General features: G+C 59.3%; 13 protein-coding genes. 7 read left to right on the forward strand and 6 right to left on the reverse strand.

The genetic code is table 11. From position 1 onward, the window contains the following. The first annotated feature begins 3 nt into the window (after positions 1-3). Together FHK95_RS02340 and lnt are read left to right on the forward strand one after the other, a co-directional pair. Positions 4-843 carry an HlyC/CorC family transporter gene (locus FHK95_RS02340; RefSeq protein ID WP_150303004.1) on the forward strand — a complete coding sequence of 280 codons (840 nt, stop codon included), beginning with the start codon at positions 4-6 and terminating at the stop codon, positions 841-843. Positions 844-855: 12 nt separating this feature from the next. Further along, positions 856-2376, forward strand: coding sequence for an apolipoprotein N-acyltransferase (gene lnt, locus FHK95_RS02345; RefSeq protein ID WP_235906691.1), 1521 nt, complete (start codon positions 856-858; stop codon positions 2374-2376). Here lnt and FHK95_RS02350 read toward each other — a convergent pair. Then, positions 2357-2620 (reverse strand): hypothetical protein, encoded by a 264-nt coding sequence (locus FHK95_RS02350; RefSeq protein WP_150303006.1) that lies wholly within the window; start codon positions 2618-2620, stop codon positions 2357-2359. The two genes, lnt and FHK95_RS02350, sit on opposite strands and share 20 nt — an antisense overlap. Before the next feature lie 164 nt (positions 2621-2784). Here FHK95_RS02350 and leuS point away from each other — a divergent pair, with 164 nt between their 5' ends. The 3 genes from leuS to holA are packed head-to-tail and all read left to right on the forward strand — an operon-like array spanning position 2785 to position 6992. After that, on the forward strand, positions 2785-5391 hold the full coding sequence (leuS, locus tag FHK95_RS02355) for a leucine--tRNA ligase (protein ID WP_150303007.1): 2607 nt from the start codon (positions 2785-2787) through the stop codon (positions 5389-5391). A gap of 19 nt (positions 5392-5410) precedes the next feature. Beyond that, positions 5411-5956: an LPS-assembly lipoprotein LptE gene (locus tag FHK95_RS02360; protein ID WP_178114686.1), complete on the forward strand. Its 546-nt coding sequence runs from the start codon at positions 5411-5413 to the stop codon at positions 5954-5956. A gap of 7 nt (positions 5957-5963) precedes the next feature. Beyond that, entirely contained in the window at positions 5964-6992 is a 1029-nt protein-coding gene (gene holA / locus FHK95_RS02365; protein ID WP_150303009.1) for a DNA polymerase III subunit delta, read from the forward strand. A gap of 9 nt (positions 6993-7001) precedes the next feature. On the opposite strand, the gene FHK95_RS02370 is transcribed toward holA, so the two are convergent. From FHK95_RS02370 to FHK95_RS02390, 5 genes are all read right to left on the reverse strand, one after another. Further along, a complete protein-coding gene (locus FHK95_RS02370) occupies positions 7002-7859 on the reverse strand; it encodes a universal stress protein (protein WP_150303010.1) in 858 nt (285 codons plus the stop codon). Between the two features lie 20 nt (positions 7860-7879). Beyond that, positions 7880-9367: a SulP family inorganic anion transporter gene (locus tag FHK95_RS02375; protein WP_150303011.1), complete on the reverse strand. Its 1488-nt coding sequence runs from the start codon at positions 9365-9367 to the stop codon at positions 7880-7882. A gap of 54 nt (positions 9368-9421) precedes the next feature. After that, positions 9422-10930, reverse strand: a complete 1509-nt coding sequence (nhaB, locus tag FHK95_RS02380) for a sodium/proton antiporter NhaB (RefSeq protein WP_150303012.1) — start codon at positions 10928-10930, stop codon at positions 9422-9424. Between the two features lie 332 nt (positions 10931-11262). Then, positions 11263-11913 (reverse strand): hypothetical protein, encoded by a 651-nt coding sequence (locus tag FHK95_RS02385; RefSeq protein ID WP_150303013.1) that lies wholly within the window; start codon positions 11911-11913, stop codon positions 11263-11265. Continuing rightward, positions 11910-13211, reverse strand: a complete 1302-nt coding sequence (locus FHK95_RS02390) for a sialidase family protein (protein WP_150303014.1) — start codon at positions 13209-13211, stop codon at positions 11910-11912. The genes FHK95_RS02385 and FHK95_RS02390 overlap by 4 nt, the downstream gene beginning before the upstream one ends. Before the next feature lie 244 nt (positions 13212-13455). Here FHK95_RS02390 and FHK95_RS02395 point away from each other — a divergent pair, with 244 nt between their 5' ends. After that, complete coding sequence (locus tag FHK95_RS02395; protein ID WP_235906692.1) at positions 13456-14760, forward strand: lytic murein transglycosylase; 1305 nt, start codon at positions 13456-13458, stop codon at positions 14758-14760. Between the two features lie 142 nt (positions 14761-14902). Further along, positions 14903-15955, forward strand: a complete 1053-nt coding sequence (gene lipA / locus FHK95_RS02400) for a lipoyl synthase (protein WP_150303015.1) — start codon at positions 14903-14905, stop codon at positions 15953-15955. Positions 15956-16015 lie beyond the last annotated feature (60 nt).

The following is a 16015-nucleotide window of genomic DNA, read 5'->3' on the forward strand; positions in this document are numbered from 1 at the left end:
CCCATGAGCGAAGACCGATCGACCAACGGACACAAGTCCTGGCTGGATAAAATAGCCCAGGCTTTTGTCCACGAACCCCAGAATCGCCAGGAATTGCTGGAATTATTGCGCGCGGCGCACTCCAACGAGGTCCTGGACATTGAGGCCCTGTCGATTATCGAAGGCGCTCTGCAAGTGTCAGATATGCAGGTGCGGGACATCATGATCCCGCGCTCGCAGATGACCACCATCAAGGCCAACCAGAATCCGCGTGAGTTTTTGCCGGCGGTGATCGAGGCGGCGCACTCGCGCTATCCGGTCATAGGCGAGACCATCGACGATGTTCTCGGCATTCTGTTGGCCAAGGACCTGCTACCGCTGGTGCTGGAGGTTGATACCGACCGCTACAACATCAAGGACATTCTGCGCCCTGCCACCTGCGTCCCGGAGTCCAAGCGACTGAATGTGCTGCTCAAGGAGTTCCGCTCCAACCGCAATCATATGGCAATCGTGATCGATGAGTACGGCGGCGTGTCTGGACTGGTGACCATCGAGGACGTGCTGGAACAGATCGTCGGCGACATCGAAGACGAGCACGACGTTGACGATGATAGCTTCATCAAGCCCCTTCCCAGTGGCGACTTTCTGATCAAGGGTCTGACGCCCATCGACGAGTTCAACGAACACTTCGAGACGGAGTTTCCGGATGAAGAGTTCGACACCGTCGGGGGCCTGGTAATGAACGCCTTTGGCCATTTGCCCAAACGCAACGAAGTGGTCGAGCTGGATGGCTTCCGCGTGCGGGTGCTCAATGCCGATAGCCGCCGCGTTCACCTGCTACGGGTAACCGTCGTCCCTGCCTGAGGCATGCCATTCGTGATTTCCCGATGCGTTGATTGGCTGCGCAGTCCCGGCTGGCCTGGGCATCTGATTGCCCTGCTGGCCGGAGCATTGAGCACGCTCTCGCTGAATCCGTTCAACCTGTGGCCGCTCGGCCTGGTGTCGGCGGCGCTGCTGTATCAAGGGCTCAAACGGGTTAACGGTGCCCAGGCCACGCTACGCGGCTGGGCCTGGGGGCTGGGCCTGTTCGCCACAGGCGTTTCCTGGGTCTACGTCAGCATCCATGTGCATGGCTATGCGCCGCCCGCTCTGGCCGGGCTACTCACTGCCCTGTTCGTCGCCGGGCTGGCATTGATCCCGGGGCTCATGGCCTGGATCTGGTCACGCTGGCTCCGGCCAGACTCTGGCGTGTGGCTGGCGAGTATCGGCTTCTCCTTGCTGTGGATTGCCACCGAGATGTTCCGCGGCTGGTTTCTCACTGGCTTTCCCTGGCTGTACCACGGCTACGCGCATACCGACACCTGGCTGGCAGGCTGGGCGCCGATAGGCGGCGTCTGGCTGGTCGGTCTGGTGAGCGTTCTGAGCGCCTGTCTGCTCAGCGAAACCCGAACCTGGACCACGCTGCGCCCGGCAGCCTTGGCTGGCATCAGCCTGGCTGCCATATGGCTCGGCGGATGGCTGTTGACCGCGGTGGATTGGACATCACCGGCCGGCGAACCGCTGACCGTCGCACTGATTCAGGCTGACATTGCCCAGTCACGCAAATGGGATCCGGAACATATCGATCATACCCTGGCAACCTATCGCGACATGAGTTACGCGCAGGGGCCGGTGGATCTGATCGTCTGGCCCGAAACGGCTGTGCCGGTCCTGCAAAGTCAGGCACTGCCATTCGTGCGCGGCATGGCGAGCAATCTGGCCGAACAGGGCACTACTCTGATCACCGGCATCCCGGTGGATCAGGGCCAGGGCGAACAGATGCGTATCTATAACGGGATCGTGGTGGCGGGCGATGAGGACAATCAGTACCTCAAGCACAAGCTGGTGCCCTTCGGTGAATACGTGCCGCTGGAACAGTGGCTGCGCGGCGTCATTGCCTTTTTCGACCTGCCCATGTCGAGCTTCTCGCGTGGCGCCGCCGAACAGCCGCCCTTGAATGCCATGGGTCATGAACTGGCGCCGTTCATCTGCTATGAGGCGGTGTATCCCGATTTCGCCGCGCGCCTGGCCGGGCAAAGTCAGCTGCTGATTTCGATCAGCAATGACAGCTGGTTTGGCAAGTCCATCGGACCACTGCAGCACTTGCAGATGGCGCGGATGCGCTCGATCGAAAGCGCCCGCTGGATGATTCGCGGTACCAACAATGGGGTGACAGCACTCATCGACCACAAGGGCGAGCTACGTGCACAGATACCGCAGTTCGAGGCGCAGGCGTTGAAAGGCCAAGTGCAACCGATGGAGGGGCAGACCCCCTTTCTACTCTGGAGGAGCTGGCCCCTGGGATTATTAATGGGGGGTGGATTGTTGCTGTGCCTGCTCAGACGTCGAGCGGTCTAGGGTGTTCGAGCTGATTGGGTAATGGCTGCTGGCCGGTTTCGAGCGAATCCAGAATCCGCCACAGCAGCCTTACATCTTCCTTGCTTAAACCATTGAGTTCCAATTCGGTAAGACCCGGCGCCTGGCCATCAAGCCATTGCCGGGTCCGCGCCATATCCATTGCTTGATCCAGCCTTCTCAATAGACGTCCGTAGGAGGAATCCCGGTTCCAGCAAGATAGCGGCTCCGGCTCCGGTGTCTTCATCAAATACCTCCTCAACTGTTGACTGACTTCCCTTAGAGAGCATAGACGCAGCAGCAGCCGGTAATAGACGCGGCGACGAATGGCTATGACTACCTGTGACAGGGCCGGTGGTGTATCCTGCCCCATTACTTTTTGTGCCATTGACGAGTCGACCAGCCCACGCCATGCAAGAACAGTATTCTCCCCGCGATATCGAAGCAGCCGCCCAGGCCGAGTGGAATCGGACCAACGCCTTCCAGGTCAACGAAACTCCCGACCAGGAAACGTTCTATTGCCTGTCCATGTTTCCCTACCCCAGCGGCAAGCTGCATATGGGACACGTACGCAACTACACCATCGGTGATGTAATCGCGCGCTATCAGCGCATGCAGGGCAAGAATGTGCTGCAACCGATGGGCTGGGACGCCTTTGGCATGCCCGCCGAAAATGCCGCCATGAACAACAATGTGGCGCCGGCGAGCTGGACCTACTCCAATATTGATTACATGCGTACCCAACTTCAGAGCCTCGGGCTGGCGGTGGACTGGTCGCGTGAATTCGCCACCTGCACGCCGGAGTACTACCGCTGGGAGCAATGGCTGTTCACCCGCCTGTTCCAACGGGGCGTCATCTACCGCAAGAACGGTACGGTGAACTGGGATCCGGTTGACCAGACCGTGTTGGCCAACGAGCAGGTGATTGACGGCAAGGGCTGGCGCAGCGGTGCGGTCATCGAGAAGCGCGAAATCCCGATGTACTACTTCCGCATCACCGATTACGCTGAAGAACTGCTCACCTCTCTGGATGATCTGCCCGGCTGGCCTGAGCAGGTCAAGACCATGCAGCGCAACTGGATCGGCAAGTCCGTCGGCATGGAAGTACAGTTTCCCTACGACGTTGACAGCATCGGCGAAGCGGGTCGACTCAAGGTCTTCACTACCCGCCCCGACACCCTGATGGGCGCGACCTATGTTGCGGTTGCGGCAGAACATCCCCTCGCTACTCAGGCGGGCGCCACCAACCCCCAGCTGCAGGCGTTCATTGATGAATGCAAACGCGGCGGCGTCGCCGAAGCGGACATCGCCACCCAGGAGAAAAAAGGCCTGGCCACCGGGCTGTTCGTGCGTCACCCGGTCACTGATGAAAAGCTCCCGGTATGGATCGCCAATTATGTGCTGATGACCTATGGCGAAGGCGCGGTCATGGCCGTTCCTGCGCATGACGAGCGCGATTTCGCCTTTGCTCACGCGTACGACCTGCCGATCAGACCTGTGGTGCGCACCTCCGCCGGTGATGAAACCCCCGCGCCGTGGCAGGATGCTTACGCCGAGAAAGGTGTGCTGATCAACTCGTACGAATTCGACGGAATGGATTTTGATAGCGCCCTGACCGCTATCGGCGACGTACTGAAGCAGAAGCAATTGGGCGAGGCCCGCACGCAGTTCCGGCTGCGCGACTGGGGCATTAGCCGGCAGCGCTACTGGGGTTGCCCGATCCCGATTATCCATTGCGATAGCTGCGGTGATGTACTGGTACCCGAGGATCAACTCCCGGTGGTGTTACCCGAAGACGTCGTGCCCGATGGCGCAGGGTCACCGCTGGCGCGCATGCCTGAATTCTATGAGTGCAGCTGCCCAACCTGCGGTAACCCGGCCCGCCGCGAAACCGACACCATGGATACCTTTGTTGAAAGCTCCTGGTACTTCGCACGCTACGCATCGCCGCACTATCAGCAGGGCCTGGTTGATCCCAAGGCTGCCAACCACTGGTTGCCCGTGGATCAGTACATCGGCGGCATTGAACACGCCATCCTGCACCTGCTCTACGCGCGATTCTTCCACAAGCTGATGCGCGATGAGGGCCTGCTTGACTCGGACGAGCCGTTCAAGAACCTGCTTACCCAGGGTATGGTGATCGCCGAAACCTATTACCGCCTCGAAGCCAACGGCGGCAAGACCTGGTTCAACCCGGCGGATGTCACCGTTGAACGCGATGCCAAGGGCAAGATAGTTGCCGCACGCCTGACCAGTGACGGCGAGCCGGTGGTCATCGGCGGCGTGGAAAAGATGTCGAAGTCGAAGAACAACGGCGTCGATCCACAATCGATGATTGAGCAGTACGGCGCCGATACCTGCCGTCTGTTCATGATGTTCGCTTCTCCGCCGGATATGAGCCTGGAGTGGTCGGATACCGGCGTCGAAGGCGCACACCGTTTTCTGCGCCGCGTCTGGCGTCTGGCCAGCCAGCATACCCAGGGCAGTCGCCCGACTGCTCTGGTTACCACCAGCCTCACCGATGAACAGAAAGCCGTGCGCCGCTCGATTCACCTGGCGATCAAACAGGCGAGCCAGGATATTGGGCACAATCACAAGTTCAACACAGCTATTGCGGCGGTGATGACCCTGATGAACGTGCTGGAAAAGGCGCCACAGGTGTCTGACCAGGATCGCGCATTACTGCAGGAAGGCCTCGAGACCGTGGCCCTGTTGCTGGCCCCAATCACCCCACATATCAGTCACGGTCTGTGGCAGGCGCTGGGCCATAGTGATCCGGTCATCAGCGCGCCCTGGCCGCAGCTCGACGAGTCGGCTCTGGTCCAGGACACCCTGCAATTGGTGATCCAGGTTAACGGAAAACTGCGCGGCCACCTCGAAGTGGCAGCGCACGCCAGCCGTGAAGCAGTCGAAGCGGCCGCTCGCCAGAACGAGAACGTGGTGCGTTTCACTGAAGGGCTGAGCATTCGCAAGGTCATTGTGGTGCCGGGTAAACTTGTCAATATCGTCGCCAATTAAGATGCAACGGAGAGCCAACATGCTGCTGAAACGTCCCCGTCACCTGCTGAGTTGCGCCATGTTGGCGACCAGCGTACTGCTTAGCGGCTGCGGCTTTCACCTGCGCGGCACCGGTGTCGACAGTGTCACACTGGAAGAGATTCGCTTCACCGCTCCGGATGAGCACAGCCCGACGTACCGCCAGCTGCATACTGCACTGGAGACCGACGGCGTGCGTATAACCGATGCCGCGGACTACCATCTGCAACTGCTGAGTGATCGTCATGAACGCGTCGCGCTCAGCTACACCAGCCGGGTGTCCGCCACTGAATATGAGATCCGTCAGCATCTGACCTTCCAGATCAACGACTCGGAAGGTCGACCCTTGATCGGTCCGGAAACCCTCACTACTCAGCGCGTCTACGTGAATGATCGCGACAATATCGTCGGTACTGCCGAGGAAGAAGAGCTGTTGCGCGAGGAAATGCGCCGCGACATGACACGTCAGGTACTGTTCCGGCTGTCCAGCCTGACCGAACGTGATCTGGCTGCGCGGGAGCGGGCACTGGATCAACTGGCGCCTTGAGCAGCCGATGAAACTCAACGCCACCCAGCTCACCCGGCAACTCAAGGATGGGCTGGCGCCGGTATTTGTCGTTAGCGGTGACGATCCGCTACTGACCGGCGAAACCGCCGACCAGATCCGCCACGCCTGCCGTCAGGCTGGCTGCGAAGAACGGCTGGTATTTCACGTAGATCGCAGCTTCGACTGGGGTCAGCTGTATGATGCCAGTCACAGCCTGTCACTGTTCGCACAGCAACGGTTGATCGAATTACGTATTCCCGGTGGCAAGCCCGGCGACGAAGGCGGTAAAGCGCTGATCGCCTGGCTTGACACCCCTCCTCCGGATACCACGTTGCTGGTGACTTTGCCGAAACTCGACGGCAGTGCGCAGCGCAGCAAGTGGGCCAAGACGCTCATCGAGCACCCCGCTTCGCGCTTCGTACAGATCTGGCCGATAGACGCTCAACAGTTGCCCGGCTGGATGCGAGACCGCCTTGCCGGTGCTGGCATCCAGGCCAGCCCGGAAGCCCTGGAGCTGCTGTCCGCCCGCGTCGAGGGCAATCTGCTGGCTGCCTCCCAGGAAATCGAAAAGCTCAAGCTGTTCTGCAACGGTGGTGTGCTCGACGCGCAGACCGTACAGGAAGCGGTAGCAGACAGCGCGCGCTTCGATGTATTCAATCTGGCGGACTCAATGCTCAAGGGTGAGGCGCAGCAGGCATTGCGGGTACTGCACGGTCTGCGGGGCGAAGGCGTTGAAGCACCGGTGGTGCTATGGGCCATTGCCCGGGAATTACGCAGCCTGGCCAACATGGCCCAGGACCTGGCTCGCGGCATCCCGCTGGAGCGCATCTTCGCCAGCCAGCGTCCGCCCGTATGGGACAAGCGCAAGCCCCTATTGAGCAAGGCCCTGCAACGTCACCCTGCCCAAGCCTGGGAAGCCTGGCTAAGCATCGCCCAGCAGGCCGACGAACAGATCAAGGGCCAGCACGCCGGCTCCGCCTGGGACAGCCTTGCACGCATCGCGGTGGAAGTATCCGGCGTACGCTTGAAGCTGTAGCACAGGGCATCAACGAAGCAGCAGCAAGGGTCTGTTGGTTTTCTGCAGAATATGCGTAGTGGTGCTGCCAACGAAGAACTGACGTATCCGGGAATGGCCATAGGCGCCCATCACGATCATGTCGATGTTGTTATCGCGCTGATAACCCAGCAGTACCGACTCCACCTCGCCTGCGCGGATAGCCGAGACGACACTGAACCCGGCGCGTTCCAGTCGCTGCTGTGCTGCATTGAGCGGCTCGCGGCTGTCGTTGGTGTCCGCACCGACCATCACCAGATGAATGGACATGCCGCTGAACAGCGGGCTATCCGCCAGCATCTCGACACCCTTGCGCGTGGTGGCGCTGTTATCGAAGGCCAGCATGACGCTTTGCGGTTTGCGGTAATCCCCGGCGGCCACCAATATCGGGCGATGCATCGTGCGGATGATACTTTCCAGGTGACTGCCCACCTGCTGACCCAGCGTATCGCCCTCCTCGCCCTGACGCCCAATGACCAGCAAACGGGTTTCAGTTTCGAGCTCGAGCACTGTTTCAACCAGCTCACCATGCCGCTGACGACTCTGTGGATCGACCACACCTGCGGCCCGCGCACGTTCAATCACCGCTTCAAGCATTAACCGGCCCTGTTCGCGCATCAACTTGCCGCGCTTTTCATCCAGAGCAGCGAGCTCATTCAACAGATGCTCGCGACTGCCGAGGCCGATATTGCCGGAAAGGTCGGATACACCCGGGTACGCCGTCCGATCCAGCACGTGCAGGAGGGTCAATGGCGCGCCCAGCTGCAGGCTGGCCCAGGCGGCGTAATCACACACCGCCTCCGAAGAAAGCGAGCCGTCTATGCACGCCAGTACGTTTGGTTCGGTCATTGCGCTGTTCTCCTTACTGGTTAATGACCCATCAGTTGATCTACGGCGTCCGGCTTGTCATGCACACCGAAGCGGTCGACGATGGTCGCGCTGGCCTCATTCAGACCGCGCACCTCTACTTCAGTACCTTCGCGGCGGAATTTGATAACCACCTTGTCGAGTGCAGCGACTGCGGTGATATCCCAGAAGTGCGCCCGGCCCAGGTCGATCACTACTCGATCGACGGCTTCTTTAAAATCAAACGAGGAGATGAACTTGTCGCTGGAGCTGAAAAATACCTGCCCTACGACAGTATAGGTACGCTCACGCCCAGCCTCATTGGCATCGCTGGCAATGTAAAGGAAGTGGCCGATCTTGTTGGCAAAAAACATAGCCGCCAACAGCACGCCGACAAACACACCATAGGCAAGGTTATGCGTAGCGACGACCACGACCACGGTGGCCACCATTACGATGTTGGTTGATAGCGGGTGCTTCTTCAGATTGCGCAACGAATCCCAGCTGAAGGTACCGATGGAAACCATGATCATGACGGCGACCAGCGCGGCCATGGGAATAATAGAAAGGTAATCGCCCAGAAATACCACCATCACCAGCAGCAAGACGCCCGCCGTAAAACAGGACAGCCGCGTGCGGCCGCCGGACTTCACGTTGATGATTGACTGACCAATCATCGCGCAACCAGCCATCCCGCCAAGCAGACCGGCGCCAATATTGGAAATACCCTGGCCCTTGCATTCGCGGTTCTTGTCACTGGGCGTATCGGTCAGGTCATCCACGATGGTGGCCGTCATCATCGACTCGAGCAGACCGACCACCGCCAGCGCGGCGGAATAGGGAAAAATGATCATCAGGGTTTCAAGGGTCAGTGGAACTTCCGGCCAGAGGAAGATCGGCAGCGTGTCGGGCAGCTCACCCATGTCTCCCACCGTGCGGATATCCAGCCCAAGGAACACTGCCAGCAGCGTCAGCACCACGATGCACACCAGCGGCGACGGCACCAATTTGCCAATCTTAGGCAGATACGGAAACAGGTAGATGATTGCCAGCCCACCAGCGGTCATGGCGTACACATGCCAGGTGACATTGGTCAGCTCTGGCAGTTGCGCCATGAAAATCAAAATGGCCAGTGCATTGACGAAACCGGTCACCACCGAGCGCGAGACAAAACGCATCAGCGAACCCAGCCTGAGATACCCGGCGATTATCTGCAGCACACCGCACAGAATCGTCGCCGCCAGCAGGTATTCCAGACCGTGCTCCCTGACCAGGGTGACCATCAGCAGCGCCATCGCGCCGGTGGCTGCGGAGATCATGCCGGGGCGGCCGCCGGTGAAGGCAATGACCACCGCGATACAGAACGAAGCATACAATCCGACCCGTGGATCGACCCCGGCGATGATCGAGAACGCTATCGCTTCTGGTATGAGCGCAAGCGCTACGACAAGGCCGGCGAGCAGATCGCCACGTATGTTGGATAGCCATTCCTGCTTGATCGTCTGAATCAAAACCACATCCCTTCGTTCATTTGGTGATATGCCCAGCTTCCGATCAGCCGAGGATCAGAGCCACGTCACGACTGCAAAATAACCGACACCGCCCAATACCAGGGTATAGGGGAGCGCCATGACCACCATGCGGCCATAGGACAACCGCACCAGCGGCGCAATGGCCGAGGTCAGCAAAAACAGAAACGCCGCCTGGCCGTTGGGTGTCGCCACGCTGGGCAGATTGGTGCCGGTATTGATGGCTATTGCCAGCAGCTCGAAATGCGCGCGACTGATCGCACCCGCATCCAGTGCCTGCTTGATCTCACTGATATACACCGTGGCAACGAAGACGTTATCGCTGATCATCGACAACAGGCCATTGGCCAGGAAGAACATGCCCGGCTGATCTGCCGTGGGCAGCGCCAGCACCGCAGCGATAATCGGACTGAACAGGTGCTGCTGATGGATCACAGCCACAATCGCGAAGAACACCACGAGTAGCGAGGTGAAGGGCAGCGCTTCCTGGAAGGCCTTGCCGATCTGATGTTCGTCGGTGACCCCATTGAAGGTGGCCATGAGGATAATGGCCATCAGACCGATAAGCCCCACCTCGGCCAGATGAAACGCCAGACCGACGACCAGCAGCACGGCGGCAATCGCCTGGACTATCAGTTGCGCCTTCTGCGAGCTGGTACGCTTGAGGCGCTCGCTGGCGGCAAATTCTTCCAGCACGCGGCGAACATTACGTGGAAGCTTGGCGCCGTAGCCGAACGCACTGGTTTTTTCCAACAGCAGACACGTCAGTAACCCTGCAGCCAGTACCGGCATGCTCACCGGAGCCATGCGCACAAAGAACTCGATGAAATCCCAGCCGGCGACGCGCGCAATCAGCAGGTTCTGCGGCTCGCCGACGAGAGTACATACGCCGCCGAGCGCCGTGCCGATAGCACCGTGCATCAGCAGGCTGCGCAGGAACGCCCGGAAGGTTTCCAAATCGTTGCGGTGCAGCTCCAGCGGCTCATCCTCAACCTGAACGTCGAGGTTCTCGGCCCGTGCTTTCTCGGGTGCGGAGGCTACGCGGTGATAGACCGAATAAAAGCCTACCGCGACGCTGATCACCACCGCCGTTACTGTCAGCGCATCGAGAAACGCCGAGAGAACCGCTGCGGTCAGCGAGAACACCAGGGCCAGACTGGATTTCGAACGCACGCCCAGCAAGATTCGGGTAAACACCAGCAACAGCAGGTCTTTCATGAAGTAGATGCCCGCCACCATGAACATCAGCAGCAGGATGACCGGGAAATTGGCCTGCATCTCAGCATATAAGGCTTCCGGGGTCGTCATGCCTATGACCAACGCTTCCATTGCCAACAAACCGCCGGGCAGTAGCGGGTAGCACTTGAGTGCCATCGCCAGGGTAAAAATGAATTCCACGACCAATAGCCAGCCGGTGACATAGGGTCCGGCAACCCACAAGACCAGCGGGTTAAGCAGCAAGAAAGCAACAATAGTTCGCTTGTACCAGGCTGGCGCCTGGCCCATGAAGTTGTTACGAAAAGCCAGAGACATCGATTGAGACATGGTGATTCCATCCAGAGCAGGCATTTCCTTCAGCCCGCTGCGGTGAACAATTGAAACCCGTGAAGAACGGTAGCAATTCGAGCCTGGCTACGGTCCATAAGCGGCGAGTGCCGTGCGCAGATCAATTTGCGCACAGACAAAGCCAGGCGATAACGTCGCCTTGGGCTGGGGAGGGAATACTAAGGTGGCGTAACGCCGATAGAGCAGCGCATTTCAAATGGCCTGTGCGGTAAGTTGATGGACGCTCGCGAAACGGGCAGGACCCGCCATGACAGAGCAGCCGCATCCAGGAAATAGTGGTGCGCACAGTACCACATCACGGGAGCCACAGGCTATGCGTTGGTGCGCCCTGATTGACCAAGTTCGTCGTGCGCTGCAGGTAGTGACTCGGGGAGGTGCGGCCTGCGCGACACCACCCAGCGAATGCCGCTCACAGCTAACGCTCCCAGCGAATACAGGAAAATGAACGGGTCCAGCAGGTAGTCCCAGTAATTATCCGATGGCTTGACGTCGAGCATGAATGCAGCGGTCGCAGCGAGCAGCAGAAACGCGCCAGCGGCATTACGTAACAGCACCATAACCAGCGTCAACCCGGCCACGCCAATGAGCATGGGGCGCGGCGTAAAGCCCCAACCGTATGTGTCTATCATCCCCACGCCCATAGCTGCAGGGAACAACACCACCCCTAGCACCGCAAAGCAAATCCACAGCTGCAGGGGCTGCGGCCGAGCCCAGGGGGCGATGAACCCCAGCCTCATCAGCGCCGCGGCAACCAGCCATACCATGCTGGTGCAGGCCAGATCATCGGTCACGCCGCGCACATAGCCCGCCGGGGACATCCCATGAACAAGCGGCAACATGCCGAGCACGGTCAAGCCAAAAAGCACACCAATACGCCGGCTTGTGCTGAGTGGTCCGAGAGGCACTAACAGGAATAAGACGAGGGAAAAGGTAAGGTAGGTCTGGAGACTCAAAATGATCATAGCTGTGCCTCCACCCAGGCAGGATTAAAGGCGACATGCTTGATGAAGCTGTTGTTCCAGACATACACCAGGTGATATCGGCCGTCGCCGGCCCGAATCAATGACGGATATTCATACTGGAAATCGCATAGATCCTTTTTGCACAGGCGCCGATCAAGTCCATCCATATACGCATCAACCAACTTCCTGCGAACGCCTCCACTGGAGCTGAGAAATCTCTCGGCGAGCATCGGCTCGTACAGATGACGCGGAATGGCATCTCCCTCCCGGTCCGGGGATGCGTCAATCTCGGCGATCATTGACCACTCTTCCAGGCTAGCATTCGCTTCGTCCAGGCTGAGCCGGAATCGGCCGTCGACAAGGTTGTTCTGCGCTACCAGCAACGTGCCCCGGTGGGACTTGACGGCGGAAAGCGACGCGTTGGGGTTCCACGGCGTAACCGGCCATTCAGAGCGCCAGGTTTGCCCGCCATCCTCGGTGACCGTTGCCAGCACATGGGGGTTCTCCCCCGCCTGACGCAACAACGCCACCGCCCGCTTGCCGTCGATCGGTACTACGGTCGGTTGGAGCGAGTTGTCGCCGTCGGCAATGCGGAACTTGTCCTGAATACGGCCTTGCGTATCCAGATACAGATACTCGGGAAACTTGCCGAGAAACTCATGGTAGACCGGTAGACCAATGGAGCCATCGGCATGAAATACCGGAGAGGTACGCACCAGCGTACTTATGTTGACGAAGGGTGAGGTCACTAACTGGCGAGGCCTGGACCAATTGTCGCCCAGATCCTCGGAGACCATGACGTTTATGGCGCTGCCCGCCCAGCCGCCGACCGACACCGATACGTAGAACAGCCAGAGGCGCTGATCGGGGGCCAGCGCAACAACAGGATTACCCAGTTTACGGATGGGTTTACCGACTGCGCTACGCGTCAACTCTCGATCGACCAGCACCGTTTCAGCGCCCCACTGACCGCTGAGTGCATCGTAACGCGCTGAGCGGATGTCAACGTCCGCTGCGCCTTCGCGCGAACCAGCAAACCAGACGGTGAGCAGACCGCCATCAGGCAGCGCAGTAACCGACGGCGAGTGCACAAACTCGTCCAGATCTGAAGAAGCAAATTGCTGCTCGAACAGAGGGACGTCGTCCAGCTGTTGGCTTTCGTCGATCACTGAAAAGTCAGAGATGGCAAAATCAGCCATTGCGTAGGATGGGTGATTCAACCAGGCCGCGGAGAATATGGGCACCATGAGGGCGAGCGCCCATAACTGCCAACTTCGATATTCCTTAGAAGACGCCATTTCTTCCTATAATTGTTTGTCTGTCTGAAATCAGATTCGCTGCCAGGGGGCCGCAGATCGCAGCATTATAGCAGGAGAAGGCAACGCTAACAGCACAGCGCAACGGTTTTTTACTTGCCGCAACAGTCTGTTCGTCAGACGCGCAGATATGCCTGGGCACTCCAGCCTGAGACGATTGGCGCACTGCCCCGCACCATCGATGCCATGCTACAGTTCCCCAAAATACCCACACCCGGAATCATCAATGCTCAACAAGCTAATGCGCTACCGTGCCAGCGGACGCAGACTGACCGTCGCTGGCGCCAGTCTTATGTTGCTGGCAGCCTGCGCTAATTCCTCGACCGAAGCCTCGAATACAGCTGCTTCATCCATTGCAACCCCTGCCATTCCCGAAATCGTAGCCTCGTACACGCCAGAGCAGCCCAGCTTTGCCGAGTGGCGCAGGGCCTTTCGCGACGAGGCGCTCGCTGCCGGTATCCGACCCAGCGTATTTGACGACGCCTTCAAAGGCATCGAGCCCGATCCTTCTATCGTGCAAGCCGATCAAAGTCAGCCCGAGTTCACCCGCCCTGTCTGGCAGTATCTGGACGGAGCCGTGTCACCCCAGCGACTGGCGCAGGGTCGTCGAGCGCTCTCGCAGTATGCCGACATCCTTGACGCCATCGAACAGCGCTACGGGGTCAACCGCCATATACTGGTGGCCATCTGGGGCCTGGAGAGCAATTTCGGCAATAACATCGGCGACAAGTCAGTGATCCGGTCGCTGGCCACGCTGGCCCATGAAGGTCGTCGCCCGAGCTTCGCCCATACCCAGCTCATCGAAGCACTGAAGATACTGCAGCAGGGCGATGTGTCACCGCAACGACTGCTGGGCTCCTGGGCTGGCGCCATGGGCCAGACGCAGTTCATTCCCAGCACCTTCAATAGTTACGCCGTGGATTTCGATGGCGACGGCCGTCGCGATATCTGGGAATCACCAGCCGACGCGCTGGGCTCGGCAGCCAACTACCTGTCCGCTTCGAACTGGCAACAGGGAACACGCTGGGGAACCGAAGTCAGCTTACCCAGAGACTTCGATTTCGCGCTGGCGGACATGGCGATTCGCAAGCCAGTGGCCGAATGGGCGACCCTTGGCGTGCGCCTGAACGCTGAGTCCGGCCTACCGTCCCGCCTGGCCGAACAGCCGGTATCATTGCTGTTGCCGGCTGGCTATCGCGGGCCGGCGTTTCTTGTCACCGGTAACTTTCGCAGCATCCTGCGTTACAACAATTCCACCAGTTACGCCTTGGCAATCGGGCTGATGTCCGATCGATTGCAGGACAAATCGGATATTCAGGCCAGTTGGCCCCGCGATGATCGCCCTCTTTCGCGTACCGAACGCATCGAATTACAGGAGCGGCTGGACGCTAGCGGCTTTGATCCCGGCGCTGCTGATGGAATCATCGGTGCCAATACACGCAAGGCGATTCGCCGTTTCCAGGATACGCTGGGCGTACCTGCCGATGGCTATCCGACCTATGCGCTTCTGGAGCAGTTACGCGAGCGCTAATATCGACCTGCGACCGGTCTGCTATCAGCGTCGTACCGGGCCGTTCTGCTATGGCCTGTGTTAAGCTTCGACGCGTACAACGACCTGACCGGTCGCCGGTCATCATTGAATCTGCTTCATTCAACAGGAGCGAGAGGCATCCATGAGTGACGAAGTCTCCAAGCATGTCGCCAGTGGCGAAAAGTTTCGCAATTCGCAAGGCATTCGCGCTATCAAGGATGGCCAGAAGCGACGCGCAGAAGTTGCTGAACCGGTCATGTTCGAGCCGAAGCCCAAATGGCTGCGCGCTCGGATTCCAGCGGGCGACCGTTTCGAGGCGGTAAAGGCCAACGTTACCTCGCACAAACTGAGCACCGTCTGCCAGGAATCACATTGTCCCAACATGGGTGAATGCTGGACCAATGGCACCGCGACCATCATGTTAATGGGCTCCGTGTGCACCCGCGCATGCCGATTTTGCGCGGTTGACACAGGTAATCCCAACGGCTGGCTGGATCAGGATGAGCCGGAGAATACCGCCAAGTCGGTGGAGCTGATGGGCCTGCGCTATATCGTGCTGACATCGGTTGACCGTGACGACTTGCCGGACGGCGGCGCTGGCCACTACGCTGCGTCCATTCGCGCTATCAAGCAGCGTACGCCGCAGGTGGTGGTGGAAGCCCTTACACCCGATTTCAATGGCGTGCACAGTGCCATCGAAGCCGTGGTCGATTCAGGTCTGGAAGTGTTTGCGCAGAACGTCGAAACAGTCGAACGTCTGACCTATGAAGTGCGCGATCCCCGTGCCGGTTATCGCAAGACGCTGGATGTCCTGGCGCATGCGAAACAGCACCGTCCGGGCGTGATCACCAAGACCAGCCTGATGCTGGGACTGGGTGAAACCGAAGAGGAAATCCTCGCCACCTTCGATGATCTGCGCGCCATCGGCGTAGATATTGTGACGCTCGGCCAGTATCTGCGTCCGACCAAAAATCACTTGTCCGTCAAGCGCTGGGTGACCCCGGAGGAGTTCAATCGCTACCGTGAAATCGGCTTAGCCAAGGGATTCATGGAAGTGCCCTCCGGCCCGCTGGTGCGCTCAAGCTATCGCGCCGACCGGGTATTCGAGAAGAACAATCTGGGTCTCGCCGAACCGGCCTCTGTGCCCGGCCAGACCAGCCAAGCCGATCTGATTCCGATCCGCTCGCTTAGTTGAGATTCCCCATGCAATGCGTTGGCGGGGCTTAACCCGTCAACCGCTGCAGAGCAAAACCTT

The organism is Pseudomonas saliphila, from assembly GCF_008638345.1.
GTDB lineage: Bacteria > Pseudomonadota > Gammaproteobacteria > Pseudomonadales > Pseudomonadaceae > Halopseudomonas > Halopseudomonas saliphila.